Annotated in this window: 9 protein-coding genes; 8 read left to right on the top strand and 1 reads right to left on the bottom strand. The window is 30.8% G+C overall.

The genetic code is table 11. The annotated features are described in order from the left end of the window. Nucleotide 1: 1 nt before the first annotated feature. The 7 genes from BTO04_RS07925 to BTO04_RS07895 all read left to right on the top strand — a co-directional run bounded on the left by BTO04_RS07925 (nt 2) and on the right by BTO04_RS07895 (nt 13,709). Nucleotides 2-1,495, top strand: a complete 1,494-nt coding sequence (locus BTO04_RS07925; protein WP_087563988.1) for a glycoside hydrolase family 30 beta sandwich domain-containing protein — start codon at nt 2-4, stop codon at nt 1,493-1,495. Nucleotides 1,496-1,500: 5 nt separating this feature from the next. After that, entirely contained in the window at nt 1,501-3,849 is a 2,349-nt protein-coding gene (locus BTO04_RS07920; RefSeq protein ID WP_087563987.1) for an MFS transporter, read from the top strand. A gap of 3 nt (nt 3,850-3,852) precedes the next feature. Continuing rightward, nucleotides 3,853-4,764 (top strand): glycosyl hydrolase family 17 protein, encoded by a 912-nt coding sequence (locus tag BTO04_RS07915; protein ID WP_087563986.1) that lies wholly within the window; start codon nt 3,853-3,855, stop codon nt 4,762-4,764. A gap of 94 nt (nt 4,765-4,858) precedes the next feature. Beyond that, nucleotides 4,859-8,155, top strand: coding sequence for a CRTAC1 family protein (locus BTO04_RS07910; RefSeq protein WP_087563985.1), 3,297 nt, complete (start codon nt 4,859-4,861; stop codon nt 8,153-8,155). A gap of 371 nt (nt 8,156-8,526) precedes the next feature. After that, nucleotides 8,527-11,226 carry a T9SS type A sorting domain-containing protein gene (locus BTO04_RS07905; protein WP_087563984.1) on the top strand — a complete coding sequence of 900 codons (2,700 nt, stop codon included), beginning with the start codon at nt 8,527-8,529 and terminating at the stop codon, nt 11,224-11,226. Nucleotides 11,227-11,263: 37 nt separating this feature from the next. Next, the gene (locus BTO04_RS15730) at nt 11,264-11,527 is read left to right on the top strand and encodes a T9SS type A sorting domain-containing protein (protein WP_087563983.1); all 264 of its coding nucleotides are present in this window, start codon (nt 11,264-11,266) and stop codon (nt 11,525-11,527) included. A gap of 64 nt (nt 11,528-11,591) precedes the next feature. Then, a complete protein-coding gene (locus BTO04_RS07895; protein WP_368356219.1) occupies nt 11,592-13,709 on the top strand; it encodes a thioredoxin domain-containing protein in 2,118 nt (705 codons plus the stop codon). Between the two features lie 28 nt (nt 13,710-13,737). On the opposite strand, the gene BTO04_RS07890 is transcribed toward BTO04_RS07895, so the two are convergent. Next, entirely contained in the window at nt 13,738-14,106 is a 369-nt protein-coding gene (locus tag BTO04_RS07890; protein ID WP_087563982.1) for an SPOR domain-containing protein, read from the bottom strand. Nucleotides 14,107-14,299: 193 nt separating this feature from the next. Between BTO04_RS07890 and BTO04_RS07885 the strand changes: the two genes are divergently transcribed. Then, complete coding sequence (locus BTO04_RS07885) at nt 14,300-15,607, top strand: cytochrome c3 family protein (protein ID WP_087563981.1); 1,308 nt, start codon at nt 14,300-14,302, stop codon at nt 15,605-15,607. Nucleotides 15,608-15,653 lie beyond the last annotated feature (46 nt).

Genomic DNA, 15,653 nt, shown 5'->3' with positions numbered 1-15,653 from the left:
AATGAGAACGAACTATTTTTTTTCAATCCTTTTTTTATTAGTGATAATGAGTTGTAATCAAGTTGATAATAAATTGGTAGTAGCTGTTTATGAAACTTCAGAAAGTGGGAATAAACTAACAAAAATAACTGCATTTTTTTCTGATGAAAATACCTCAACAATTAAGCTGAATCCTAATGAACAATTTCAAAATATTACTGGTTTTGGAGGAGCTTTTACAGAAGCATCCGCTTATTTACTAAATAAAATAAGTAAAAAAAATAGAGATACTATTATACAAGCTTACTTCTCAGAAGAAGGCGCAAATTATTCGCTTACAAGAACACACATGAACTCTTGTGATTTTTCTTTAGGCCAGTATTCATATTCTCCTGTGGCAGATGATGTCAATTTAGAACATTTTACAATTAAAGATGATAAAGATGATTTAATTCCGATGATAAAAGATGCCATGAAAGCATCTAAAGATGGATTTAAAATATTTGGTTCACCTTGGACCGCTGCTCCTTGGATGAAGGATAATAATAAATGGGTTGGTGGAAAATTATTACCCAAATATTATGATACTTGGGCATTATTCTTTTCAAAATATGTAGATGCTTACAAACAAGAAGGAATTGATATTTGGGGTTTTACCGTAGAAAACGAACCTATGGGTAATGGTAATAATTGGGAAAGCATGCATTTTTCTCCAGATGAAATGACAAATTTTGTTCAGAATTATTTAGGACCACAATTAGAAAAAGACAAACATGATGTTAAAATTTTAGGGTATGACCAAAATAGAGAACATTTAAAGGAATGGGTAGATTCACAATTTCTAAATGAAGAATCTTCAAAATATTTTGATGGTACAGCAATACATTGGTATGCTAGTACGTACGAGGTTTTTTCTGAAGAATTACAATATGCGCATCATAAAGCTCCAAACAAATACTTAATTCAAGCAGAAGCTTGCGTAGATTCTCAAGTTCCTGTTTGGCAAGATGATGCTTGGTATTGGAAAAAAGAAGCTACAGATTGGGGTTGGGATTGGGCTCCTGAAAAAGACAAGCATTTACATCCAAAATATGCTCCAGTAAATAGATATGCAAGAGATATAATTGGTTGTCTAAATAATTGGGTAGATGGTTGGGTAGATTGGAACATGGTTTTAGATACAAAAGGAGGTCCTAACTGGTTTAAAAATTGGTGTATAGCTCCTGTAATTGTCAATCCAGAAACAGATGAAGTGTATTTTACGCCACTTTATTACACAATGTCTCATTTTAGTAAATACATAAGACCAGAAGCAAAAGTAATTGGTTTAGAAAATTCTGACAAAGAATTACAAGTTACTGCTGCACAAAATATAGATGGATCTATTGCTGTGATTGTTTTTAATGAAGGGAAAACAAAAAAGAGTTTCAAATTACTCTTAGGAGAAAAAGAAACACTTGTAAATATAAATGCACAAGCAATACAAACAATTATGGTATCAACCACTAAAAACTAAAAACTATGTCTAAAGTAAATACGTCTTCTAAAGTTCCTATGGGACAAAAAATTGCTTTCGGATTAGGAATGTTAGCAAATCAAATGTTTCCAGCTGCCATGGGTATTTTTATGGTAGTTTTAATTCAAGACTATGGTTTATCAACTTTGATGTGGGGGATTTTATTTTTTCTTCCCCGTCTTTTTGATTCCTTTACAGATCCAATAATGGGATTTATTTCTGACAATACAAGATCTATTTGGGGCAGACGTAGACAATATGTGCTCTTAGGAGCCCTCATTATGGGTATCGCATTTTCCTTTTTATGGCAATTATATATAGAAGATGGTGTAAGTTATAATTTCACATACTTTTTAATATGGTCCTTACTTTTTTATTTAGGACTTACTATTTTTTCTGTGCCTTACGTAGCTATGGGGTATGAAATGAGTGACGACTTTCACGAACGTACAAATATTATGGCAGTTGCGCAGTCAATAGGGCAATGGGCTTGGGTTATTGCACCTTGGTTTTGGGTGGTAATGTATGATGATAGTTGGTTTGGTACAACAACCGATACGACAAGAACTTTAGGTGTTTGGGTAGCTATTATTTGTGCTCTTTTAGCAATGGTACCTGCTTTTTTTATAAAAAGTAAGTCAACAAAGGATGATGAAAGTTTAACGCCTTTAACCTTAAAGACATTGGGAGGAAGTTTAAAACAGATTTTAGAAAATTTTAAAGAAGCTTTCAAGATTCCAGTTTTTAGAAAATTATGTTACTCAACCTTTTTAATTTTTAATGCTTTTAATGTTGTTGCTGGTTTTTCATTTTTTATTGTGGTCTATTATTTATTTAATGGTGATGCAGGAGCTGCAGGTCTTTGGCCTACATTATTAGGAAGTATAGGGGCTTTAGCAACAACTTTTATGGTAATACCTATAGTAGCTAAGATATCTAAAACAATGGGTAAAAAGAATGCTTTTTTAGTTTCACAAGGTATTTCTATTTTAGGATATATTATGCTTTGGTTCTTATTTATCCCTGGTAAACCCTATATGTTTTTATTTGCATTGCCCTTTTTCTCTTTTGGGATTGGAAGTTTATTTACACTAATGATGTCTATGACTTCAGATGTTATAGATATCGATGAGCTAAATACAGGTAAAAGAAGAGAAGGTGTCTTTGGTGCTATCTATTGGTTGATGGTGAAATTTGGTTTTGCATTTGCAGGCTTAGCAACAGGAGCTATTATGGCGTTAGTTGGGTTTGTACCGGATACAGAAAATACAGAAGCTTCAATTACAGGAATAAGAATATTCTACTCTGGTTTACCAATAGTTGGTACACTTACAGCAATGTGGATTATGCGTAATTATGATCATACAGAGGAAAAAGCTTTAGAAATAAGTGCAGAATTGGCAAAACGAAAAAAGAAAAATAAAAAGGCGTCTTCCGCTTATGGAGCGGGTCATTTAACTTCAATCTCGAATAGTAATTTAAAACTTGAAAATTTCACTGAAATTAATTTTACAGACAAAACTTTATCCGAAGTAAAAGGATTATTCAAAGAAAAATTGAAGAATAAAACACATGGACTTTGCTTTAGCCCTTATGTTGAAGGTCAGGACATAAATGATATTCTTTCTGAATCACAAATACGTATACGTATGGATATTATTTCACCTTATACAAAATGGGTGAGATCGTTTTCATGTGTAGAAGGAAATGAATTAATACCAAAAGTTGCTCATGATAAAGGACTAAAATCAATAGTTGGTGCTTGGATTAGTGATGATAAAGAACGAAATGAAAGAGAAATTAACAAGTTGATTGCACTTGCTAAGTCTGGTAAAGTTGATATTGCTGCTGTTGGTAATGAGGTATTACTTCGTGGAGAAATAACAGAGAAAGAGCTTATAGAATATATTAATAGGGTAAAAGAAGCGTTGGCAGGTTTAGAGATACCAGTTGGTTATGTAGATACTTATTATGAATATTATAAGCGTCCAGAATTAGTAAATGCTTGTGATGTTATTTTAGCGAACTGTTATCCTTTTTGGGAAGGATTTGGTATTGAAGATTCATTAACACATTTAAGAGAAATGTATGAAATTACGAAACAAATATCAAAAGGGAAGAAAATTATAATTGCTGAAACAGGTTGGCCAAGTCAAGGGCAAACTGTTGATGATGCACATCCATCTCAATTAAATGCTATGAGATACTTTATTCAAACTCAAGAATGGGCAACTGCTAAGAATATAGAAATATTTCATTTCTCTTCTTTCGATGAATCATGGAAAGTGCGTATTGAAGGAGAGTTAGGAGCTCGTTGGGGAATTTGGGATAAAAACGAAAAATTAAAATATTAGTAAATGTCATATAGAAACCAAGAATATCATATTTACACTGGTGTAAATGATGAAGAACAATCAGGAATTAATTTTGAAAAATATTCTACAATAGAATTAAGGCTTCTTTGGAAAGAAAGGCTTCAAAAAGGAATGCATGGAATCTGTTTTAGTATGTATGAAGATGGTCAAGAACCAGGAGATACTATTACAGAAGAACAGGTAGAAAGAAGAATGAACATTCTAAAACCATACACAAAATGGATTCGTTCTTTTTCTTGCATAGAAGGAAATGAACACATACCAAGAATTGCTTATAAACATGGGTTAAAAACAATGGTTGGTGCTTGGTTAGGAAATGATTTAGAAAAGAATGAAGAAGAAATAGATGCACTAATTAAACTTGGGAAAGAAGGATGTGTAGATATTGCCGCTGTTGGGAATGAAGTTTTGTATAGAAATGAATTATCAATAGAACAACTAATAGCATATATAAATAGAGTAAAAGACGCATTACCTAATGTTGAAGTTGGGTATGTAGATGCCTATTATAAATTTTCAACATATCCAGAACTAGTAGAAGTTTGTGATGTTATTTTAGCAAATTGTTATCCTTTTTGGGAAGGATGTCCTATTGATTACTCATTAAATCACATGCAAAAAATGTTTAAGCAAGCAAGTGATGTTAGTCAAGGTAAAAAAGTAATTATTACAGAAACTGGTTGGCCAAATCAAGGGGATAGTGAAGGAGGGGCAGGTTCATCAGATGAAAGTGCAATTAAGTATTTTATTAATACTCAAGTTTGGGCTTCAAATGAAAATATTGAAACCTTTTATTTTTCTTCTTTTGATGAGTCTTGGAAAGTTGGAGATGAAGGAAGTGTTGGTGCTTATTGGGGGCTTTGGGATAAGAATGAAAACTTAAAGTATTCATAATTTTAAAAAGGTTTCATATATGAAACCTTTTTTATTACCTTTATTTTTCATTTTTTTTTTAATTGACTCTAACAAATAAAATAGTAACAAAAACATGAAATTTAATAAATATATTTTTACGTTTTTTTTAAGTATTATACTCTTTAACTCTTGTAAAAAAGAACAAAGAGATAATAATCCCCAAGAGTTAATTGGTGGATTAGAATTACTTTCTTCAGATCAAACAGGGGTAGATTTTAATAACTCTATTAAAGAATCTGAAAAGGTAAATCATATTTATTACAGTCAAATTTATAATGGAGCAGGAGTTGCAGTTGGAGATATTAATAATGATGGTTTAGCGGATATTTTTTTCTGTGGAAACCAAGTGACCGATAAACTTTATTTAAATCAAGGAGATTTTAAGTTTAAAGATATTTCTAAAGAATCTAAAATTACCAGAAGTCCAGGTTGGTCTTGGGGTGTAACGATGGCAGACGTTAATAATGATGGTTACTTAGATATTTATGTGAGTAGAAATGGTGCGTCTATGAATACTTCAGACAGAACCAATAAACTTTTTATTAATAATAAAGATTTAACTTTTACAGAATCAGCGAAAGAGTATGGTTTAGATGATGCAGGATTTTCTTCGCAAGCTGTATTTTTTGATATGGATAATGATGGCGATTTAGATATGTATCAAGTTAATCAACTTCCAGATTCTAGATTATTTCAACGATATAAAAACATACCTAAAAAGAGGTTTCAATTGTATAAGGATAAATTGTACAAAAATGAAGTTGGAAAATACATAGAAGTATCAAAAAATTCCGGATTAATAGATAGACATACCTATGGATTAAGTGTAAGTGCCAGCGATTTAAATAACGATGGTTTCACAGATTTATATGTTGCAAATGATTATGACGATCCTGATTTTATGTATTATAACAATGGAGATGGAACTTTTACCAATGTAATTAATTCAAAATTAAAGCACATTTCTAGATTTAGTATGGGGTCAGATACTGGAGATATTAATAATGATGGAAACATCGATTTAATTACCTTGGATATGGCTGCAGAAGATCATTATCGTTCTAAAACCAATATGAAATCTATGAACCCCATAGAGTTTCAACAAATGATTGATAAAGGAGATCATTATCAATATATGTTTAACACTTTACAGATTAATAATGGACTTGGTGCGTTTTCTGATATTGCAAATATTGCAGGTTTAGGAAAAACAGATTGGAGTTGGGGAGGGTTATTAGTAGATTTAGATAATGATGGTTTTAAAGATATAGTTATTAGTAATGGTATCAAAAAAGACATTAGAAATAATGATTTTTTAACAGGTTTAAATAAAAAACTAAAAACTACTTCACAAGATTTTTACAAGATGGCAAAATTGGCGCCTTCAAACCCTTTGCCTAATTATGTTTTTAAAAATAAAAATGGTTATGAATACGAAAACGTTACAAAAAAATGGAGTTTTGATACGCCTACTTTTTCTCACGGTATTTCTTATGCAGATTTAGATAATGATGGAGATTTAGATATTGTGATAAATAATATGGAAACTTCTGCAGCTATCTATAAAAACAAAGCCAATGGTAATTTTTTAAAAATTAAATTTCAAGGTTCTGATAAAAATAAATTTGGATATGGTGCAAAAGTAAAAATTTATTATGATGATAATAAATCTCAAATTGCAGAAAACACCGTTACTCGCGGTTATTTTTCATCTATAGAGCCTAAAGTGTTTTTTGGTTTAGGTAAAATAAAAACAATTGATAAGGTAGAAATTACATGGCCTGGTGGTAAACAAAATACTATAGAAAAAGTAAGAGTAAATCAAGAATTAGTTGCTAAATATTCATCAGCAAGTAAAATTCAAAAAATTCAATTACAGCCAAAACCGTTTTTAAGTTTATTGAATGCTGAAGAATTAGGGATAACTTATAAACACAAGGAAAATGTTTTTGACGAATTTAAAAAAGAGATATTATTACCACACAATCTTTCTCAAAACGGTCCATTTACAGCAGTAGCAGATGTAAATGGAGATGATTTAGAAGATGTTTTTATTGGCGGAGCTTTAGGGCAAGAAGGTGTTTTATATCTTCAAACTAAAGAAGGTCAGTTTTATAAAAGTAACTCTCAACCCTGGATTAATGATAAAGCATCAGAAGATTTAGAAGGGTTGTTTTTTGATGCTGATGGTGATAAAGATTTAGATCTTTATGTTACAAGTGGCGGTAGTGAATACAACCAAGGTAATGTTTTACTAAAAGATAGATTATATATAAATGATGGATTAGGTAATTTTACTAAAAAATCAACAGCGTTACCAAATATTTACCAAAGTTCACAGACAGTGAAAACGTCTGATATTGATGGTGATGGAGATTTAGATTTATTTGTGGGTACACGATTAATTTCGGGAAAATATATTTTTCCAGCTACAAGTTATTTATTAATTAATGAAAAGGGAAACTTTAAACAAGCAGTTAAAAAAACGGCACCAGATCTCGAAAAAATAGGTATGGTAACAGACGCTGTCTTTTCTGATATAGACAAAGATGGCGATGATGATTTATTAGTGGTAGGTGAATGGATGAAAATTATAATTCTAGAAAATAACAATGGGAATTTTAAGGATAGTTCAGCGAAATTCGGAATTAAAGATGATAGTAGAGGTTTGTGGTGGTCTATAACTGCTAATGATATAGATAATGATGGAGATGATGATTATATCATAGGTAATTTAGGAAGAAACAATAAGTTTAAAGCCTCAATAGAACATCCTTTTAAGGTTTACGCCAATGATTTTGATAATAATGGAACAAACGATGTTGTACTAGCAAAATACTACAAAAATGATTATGTTCCTATGAGGGGAAAAGAATGTTCTACACAACAAATGCCTTATCTATCAAAGAAATATAAAGATTATCATAGTTTTGCTTCTTCAACCTTAATAGATATTTTACCTAAAGATAAACTAAATGATGCAGTTGTATATGAGGTTAGTAACTTTGAAAGTATAGTTTTAATTAATGAGAATAATATCTTAAAAAGAGTAATTTTACCTATACAAGCACAGGCTAGCCCAATAAAAGATGCGTTAATTGAAGATTTTAATAGAGATGGCTTTAAAGATATTATGTTAGTAGGTAATCATTATGGGGTAGAAGTAGAAACCACTCGGTATGATGCGGGTTCCGGATTATTACTTCTTGGAGATGGTGAAAATAATTTTAAAGTTACTTCTTTAGAAAATAGTGGGTTACATCTTTCTTTAGATTTTAGATCGCTAAAGATTATAAAAAGAAAAGTTGAAAAGGATAACTTAATCATTGTTACTAGTAACAATGATTCCTTAAAAGTAATGTCATTTTAAAACAGTTGTACCATTTTTTAATCAGCCCCTGGTGTTAAAAATAATATTTGAAACTAAGTTAATTAATTGTTTTGTGAATTATTTCTTTTAAACTATGTATAATGAAAATTTTGCATAGTTTTTTTATTTAAAACTTTACTTATTAATCTTACAGTATAATGTCTTCGATTAATAACAATACATTACCTATACATAATTAATAGTTAACCTTTTTTTTAAAAATAAAAAGAGTCTTACATCCTATTATTCATCGGTTTCTTTTAATAACTTATCGTTAATTTTAAAATGTATGTTTTTTGTAGTGGTATCACCTGGTTAATTTTATATATAATAAAGTTAATATTGTTGCATAACTTTAAATACACGGTCACATGAAAAAAATTACTTTATTATTTACGCTATTTTTAGCAACAATTGGGTTCTCTCAAACCTTACCCTTAGATTTTAGTGACGCTAGTCAGGCATTTCAATGGGATGCTTCAGGGGGAACAGGTGGAGATGCTATTATAAATACAACCTCAGAAAAGTTAGAAATTTTTGGTAATGGTAATGCATGGGATAATGCTTTTATAACTTTTTCAGGTACAGATGTAGTAGATCTTTCTAATGATGCTGCAAATACAATTACTTTTACAATACAATCAACAACAGCTTCAGCAGGTGAAGTGCATACTCATTTAATGAAATTGACGGGTGCAGGTGTTTATGAAACGGACTTTACTACTACAGGACAAGAAGTGAAAACAGTTTTTATTAATCCTCCTGCTTTAGGCGATTTAACAGAATTAAGAATTTTTGTAGATAAAGGTAGTGCTGATGGTGGAACCTATTTAGTAGATGATATTTCTCTTTTTGCAGATGCTGAAGCGCCTACAGCTTTTACAGCTACAGTAGGAACTATTGGAGCGTATGGAGTAGAACTGTTATTAAATGCAACAGATAATTCTGGATCAGTAACCTATGATATCAGTTATAATGGTGGAGCAAATACTGTTCAAACAACTGGTACTTCTGGGGTTGAAAAATCTTTTACAGTTTCTGGGCTTACCCCAGAAACAGCTTATAGTTTTGAAGTATCTGCAAGTGATGGTACAGGAAACGTGGCAGCTAATAACCCTATTACTGGCTTAGATGCTACAACAATAGCAGATACAAGTAATGAATGTGAAGGGTTTACTTCTGAAGCTCTTGAGGGATCATTTTCTGTTGGGATTAATTATTCATTTGTAACAAGTGGTACAGATGTGACCATTACATTTGAAATGTTAGATACCGATAAACCGGGTCTTAATCCTGAAGTATATATAGAGCCTTCTACATTTATAGCTATGGATCAATCTAATGCGCCAACTTATACAGCGACTTTAACTGATCAAACTCCTGAAGCAGATATCAGTTTTTCTTTTAGAGCTGCGTATGCTGGAGGTCTAGTAAGATCTAAAATTTTTACTTACACCGTTGGTGAAGATTGTGGTGGTTCTTCAGTAGACACTACTTTAGAAGACGCTACTTTAAGTAATTTAACAGTAAGTGACACAACAGTAAGTGGTTTTTCTGCAGGTACATTAACTTATGACATAGAATTGGCTTATGGTACTGTTGCAGTTCCAACGGTTGTAGGTACTCCTACTCAGTCAGCTCCTGCTAATGCTGTTACTACAGATGCTGCAGCATTACCAGGAACAAGTACAGTACTTGTAACTGCTAAAGATGGAACTACCACAAAGACCTACACTTTAAACTTTACCGTTGCAGGTCCTTCAGTAACCTTACCATTAGATTTTAGTGACGCTAGTCAGGCATTTCAATGGGATGCTTCAGGGGGAACAGGTGGAGATGCTATTATAAATACAACCTCAGAAAAGTTAGAAATTTTTGGTAATGGTAATGCATGGGATAATGCTTTTATAACTTTTTCAGGTACAGATGTAGTAGATCTTTCTAATGATGCTGCAAATACAATTACTTTTACAATACAATCAACAACAGCTTCAGCAGGTGAAGTGCATACTCATTTAATGAAATTGACGGGTGCAGGTGTTTATGAAACGGACTTTACTACTACAGGACAAGAAGTGAAAACAGTTTTTATTAATCCTCCCGCTTTAGGCGATTTAACAGAATTAAGAATTTTTGTAGATAAAGGTAGTGCTGATGGTGGAACCTATTTAGTAGATGATATTTCTCTTTTTGCAGATGCTGAAGCGCCTACAGCTTTTACAGCTACAGTAGGAACTATTGGAGCGTATGGAGTAGAACTGTTATTAAATGCAACAGATAATTCTGGATCAGTAACCTATGATATCAGTTATAATGGTGGAGCAAATACTGTTCAAACAACTGGTACTTCTGGGGTTGAAAAATCTTTTACAGTTTCTGGGCTTACCCCAGAAACAGCTTATAGTTTTGAAGTATCTGCAAGTGATGGTACAGGAAACGTGGCAGCTAATAACCCTATTACTGGCTTAGATGCTACAACAATAGCAGATACAAGTAATGAATGTGAAGGGTTTACTTCTGAGGCTCTTGAGGGATCATTTTCTGTTGGGATTAATTATTCATTTGTAACAAGTGGTACAGATGTGACCATTACATTTGAAATGTTAGATACCGATAAACCGGGTCTTAATCCTGAAGTATATATAGAGCCTTCTACATTTATAGCTATGGATCAATCTAATGCGCCAACCTATACAGCAACCTTAGCTGATCAAACTCCTGGAGCAGATATCAGTTTTTCTTTTAGAGCTGCTTATGCTGGAGGTCTAGTAAGATCTAAAATTTTTACTTACACCGTTGGTGAAGATTGTGGTACTTTAGGAACAAATGATTTTGATTTAGCGTCATTTAGTGCATACCCTAACCCAACTCAAAATAGTTGGACGGTTAAAACACAAAACGTTAATATGTCATCTATAAAAGTTTATGATGTACTTGGTAAAAATGTTTTATCATTATCTCCTAATTCATCTGAAACTGTAATTGATGGATCTAATTTAAAAACTGGATTATATTTTGCACAAATAAAAACAGAAAAAGGTGTTCAAAGAATAAAACTTGTAAAAAACTAGTTTAGTTTATTTAAAATGTTTAGAAAAGTGGGGTTTTATAATCCCGCTTTTTTTTTATGGAATTTTTTTCAAACTTGCTAGTATATATCATCTTTTAGGTAATATAGTAAAAAGTGTTACAATTAATAAAGTAAGTGCTTATATTCATATTTCAACTTTAAACTCGGGTATTTATAAATTAAAATATAACGTAAATAATATAGTAGGTACAATGAAATTCATAAAGAATAATTACAGAAACTTAGAATTTTTAAAGCACTCAAAATTTAATTTCGAGGGCTTTTTTTATTTACAGATATAAGTGGAATCAAATGAAATTAATATCTTTATAAAATAAAATAAAATAAAATAAAATCATATTCATATTGAAAGCTGCTACTAAAATTCTTCCTGTTTTATTATTAATGTTATTTATAATTAATAGTTGTAGCAAAAAGAAAAGCCTTAATGATAAAAAAAGTAATGCTTTAATTCATGAGACAAGTCCGTACTTATTGCAACATGCTTATAATCCTGTTAATTGGAAAGCTTGGAATACTAAAACATTAGAACTTGCGAAAAAAGAAAATAAGTTACTTGTTATTTCTGTTGGTTATTCTGCTTGTCATTGGTGTCATGTAATGGAAGAAGAAAGTTTTGAAAATGATTCTATTGCTAAAATTATGAATGATAATTTTATTAATATAAAAGTAGATAGAGAAGAAAGGCCAGATGTTGATAAAGTGTATATGAATGCTGTTCAATTGATGACAGGTAGTGGAGGTTGGCCTTTAAATTGCATAGCGCTTCCTGATGGAAGACCCATTTTTGGAGGGACTTATTTTACGAAAGAGCAATGGTCTAAAGTTTTAACCAGTATTTCTAAATTATATAATGAAGAACCAGAGAAAGCAATAAAATTTGCAGAAAATTTAACCAAAGGAATTCAAGAATCTGAACTTATTACCTTGAATAAAGAGGTTCCTAGTTTTAGTGATAAAGAAGTAAGTTTATCAATAGAAGTATGGAAAGAACAAATAGATACTGTTTTTGGTGGATTTAAAGGTGCTCCAAAATTCCCAATGCCAAATTCTTTAGAATTTTTATTAAGATACAGTCATCAATTTAATGATAAAAAAATAGAAGATTATTTAAATACTACACTTACCAAAATTGCTTATGGAGGAATTTATGATCACGTTTCTGGTGGGTTTTCTAGATACTCTGTAGATGAAAAATGGCACATTCCTCATTTTGAGAAAATGCTATATGACAATGCACAACTTGTTAGTTTATACTCAAAGGCTTATTTAAAAAATAAGAATGAGTTATATAAAAATATAGTTTTTGAAACTTTAAATTTTATAAAAGAGGAATTAACGGCAAAAAACGGAGCGTTTTATTCGTCTTTAGATGCAGATAGTAAAAATGAACTGGGCGTAAAAGAAGAAGGTGTTTTTTATGAATGGAAAGTTGAAGAATTAAAAAAGCTACTCGGCAGTGATTTTAACCTTTTCAAAGATTTTTATAATATAAATGATTACGGATTTTGGGAAAATGACAAATATGTTTTGATTAGAAATAAATCAAAAGTAACATTTGCAAAAGAACAAAAAATAACCATATCAGAATTAAATAGTAAAGTATCAAAATGGAGAAAAATTCTAAAAAATGCAAGAAATAAAAGAAGTAAACCCAATTTAGATGATAAAGTGCTTACTTCATGGAATGCGTTAATGGCGCAAGGGTATATTGATGCTTACAGAGCTTTTGGTGATGAAGAATTTTTAACAGCAGCATTAACAAATGCAAACTTTCTACTAAAACATCAATTAAAAAAAGAGTACAGTTTATATAGAAATTTTAAAAATGGCAAAAGTACTATTAATGCATATTCAGAAGATTATGCTACAGTAATAAATGCTTTTATATCTTTATATGAAGTTACTCTAGATGAAAAATGGTTAACATCAGCTAAAAACTTATTAGATCATTTATTTGTTAATTTCTTCGATAAAAAAAATAAAATGTTTCACTTTACTTCTAAAGAAGATGAAAATTTAATAGCTAGAAAATATGAAGTTGTAGATGGAGTAATACCTTCATCTAACTCAATAATAGCAAATAGTTTATTTAAATTGGGACATTATTATTCTGATAAAAATTATTTAGAAACTTCAGAACAAATGCTTAATAATTTAAAAGATGATGTTCAATTGAACCCTGCTAATTACAGTAATTGGTTAAACTTAATGACAAATTTCGTAAAACCTTATTACGAAGTTGTAGTTGCAGGAAATAATTCTTCAGAAGTAAATAAAGAGCTCATTAATAATTATTTTCCTAACATTCTAATAGCTGGAACTGCGTTAGAAAATAGTACATTGCCATTGTTATCATATAAATTTAATGAAGACAAAACTTTAATTTATGTATGTGTAAACGGTACTTGTAAAATGCCAGAAACAAATATGAAAAAAGCGTTAGAAAATATTAAGAAATAAAAGAATATTACTTCATATTATTAGGGTTTTATTTCCCCATAGAAATTACAATAATACCAATAAACTCTTTCTTAAACTTTATTAAAGCTTTGTCTGCTTCAAGTCTTGTTTTGTAATTACCAACTTGAACTTTCCATTCTGGAGTATTGTAGGTTAATTTTGAGTAAATACCTGGAAATTCAATTTTAAAGCGTTCTTGGTAACTTCTTGCTTTTTTTTCAGTACCATTATATAATTGAATTCTATATCCAAAACCATGAGTCTGATTATAAGACCTTTTTTTTGCTATTAAATTTTTAATTTGTGCGCTGCTGTTTGTGTTGTTCTGTGCAGAACAATTTGTAATACCTACATAAGATGTTAGTATAAAAGCAATTAAAAATAGTCTAATATTCATAGTATATAATCTTTCTGCAAAAATAACGACTTGTATCAGAATAAATTGGACAAAAACCTTATTTAGAATTATTATAAATTGAATTTAACGCTCTATTAGCTTTTTAAATTTTGAGAAGAAGTGGTACTTTTGTCAGACGAAAAAAAATGACTTTTATCATTTTATATTAGATATTTTTAAACAAAGTTTAAATATGAAAAGTGTAGAACTGCACAACAGACTAACCACGAGACTTTTAAGAAGTTTTATTTTTTTCTTAATTTTTGCATTTAGCTTATCTTCTTATTCACAAGATATAGATGAAGCGCGTCAAAAAGAAGGAAAAAAATTATTTAAATCTTTATGTGCTTCTTGTCATAAATTAGACAAGAAATTAGTAGGTCCTGCATTAGGTGGGATTGAAGAGCGTAGAGAGAATACTTGGTTAAAGGCATGGATTAAAAACAATGCAGAATTAAGAGCTTCTGGAGATTCAGATGCAAATGCGATCTTTGACGAGTATAACGGTTCTAATATGACTGCTTTTCCGCAGTTAACAGACCAGAATATAGATGATATTTTATATTACTCTACCGTTGGTGAAATCAAAAAGGTTCCAGCTCCTGGTCAAGTTTTAGCTGGTGGTCAAGTTTTAGAAAAAACGGGCCCTCCAGATTGGTTGATTTATTTCTTAGCAGGAGCAATTATTGTGGCGTTTTTAATGATTGCTAGTTTATTAAAACAAGTAAACGAATTAAAAGGGAATAAAAGACCAGATAATAATTCGGATTTAAGAAGAGATCTTCAAGAACTTTGGGTGGGTATTAAGAAGAATACTTTTTTGAAAGTGTTGGCAACAATATTTTTAGTCTTAATGGGTATTTATATTGTTTTTGGAATGATGTTTACTGTTGGTGTAGATCAAGGGTATCAGCCAATCCAGCCTATTGCATTTTCACATAAAATTCACTCAGGAGAAAATAAAATCGATTGTCAATATTGTCATTCATCAGCAAAACATAGTAAGCATTCAGGAATACCTTCTGTAAATGTTTGTATGAATTGTCACAAAGCGATTGCTGAAGTTGCTGAGGGAACTGAGATTCAATGGGATGGACAAACGTATGGTAAAGAGCAATTAGATCAAGAAATTGCAAAGGTTTATGATGCTGCAGGATGGGATCCAGAAGAGTTAGAATATACAGGTAAAGAAAAGCCAGTAAAATGGATTCGTATTCACAATCTTCCAGATTTTGTATACTACAATCACGCGCAACACGTAACAGTTGCAGGTTTAAAATGTCAGAAATGTCATGGTCCTGTTGAAGAGATGGATGAAATGTATCAATATTCTCCACTAACAATGGGTTGGTGTATTAACTGTCACAGAGAAACAAAGGTAGATTTAAAAGGAAATGAATATTATGCTAAAATTCACGATCAATTAGCGAAGAAATACGGAGTAGAAAAAGTTACTATTTCTCAGCTAGGTGGATTAGAGTGCGGTAAGTGTCATTACTAATTGAAGAAATAAAAGATTCAAAAATTAAAAGGTCTATAAAATTGAG

This window comes from Polaribacter sp. SA4-10, from assembly GCF_002163835.1.
Classification (GTDB): domain Bacteria; phylum Bacteroidota; class Bacteroidia; order Flavobacteriales; family Flavobacteriaceae; genus Polaribacter.
This window is presented reverse-complemented; position numbering and strand designations above follow the sequence as displayed.

Bases quoted from the DNA above. Each gene is read 5' to 3' on its own strand.
- BTO04_RS07925 (WP_087563988.1), top strand. From the start codon at position 2: ATGAGAACGAACTATTTTTTTTCAATCCTTTTTTTATTAGTGATAATG.
- BTO04_RS07905 (WP_087563984.1), top strand. From the start codon at position 8,527: ATGAAAAAAATTACTTTATTATTTACGCTATTTTTAGCAACAATTGGG.
- BTO04_RS07920 (WP_087563987.1), top strand. From the start codon at position 1,501: ATGTCTAAAGTAAATACGTCTTCTAAAGTTCCTATGGGACAAAAAATT.
- BTO04_RS07910 (WP_087563985.1), top strand. From the start codon at position 4,859: ATGAAATTTAATAAATATATTTTTACGTTTTTTTTAAGTATTATACTC.
- BTO04_RS07885 (WP_087563981.1), top strand. From the start codon at position 14,300: ATGAAAAGTGTAGAACTGCACAACAGACTAACCACGAGACTTTTAAGA.
- BTO04_RS07915 (WP_087563986.1), top strand. From the start codon at position 3,853: ATGTCATATAGAAACCAAGAATATCATATTTACACTGGTGTAAATGAT.
- BTO04_RS07890 (WP_087563982.1), bottom strand. From the start codon at position 14,106: ATGAATATTAGACTATTTTTAATTGCTTTTATACTAACATCTTATGTA.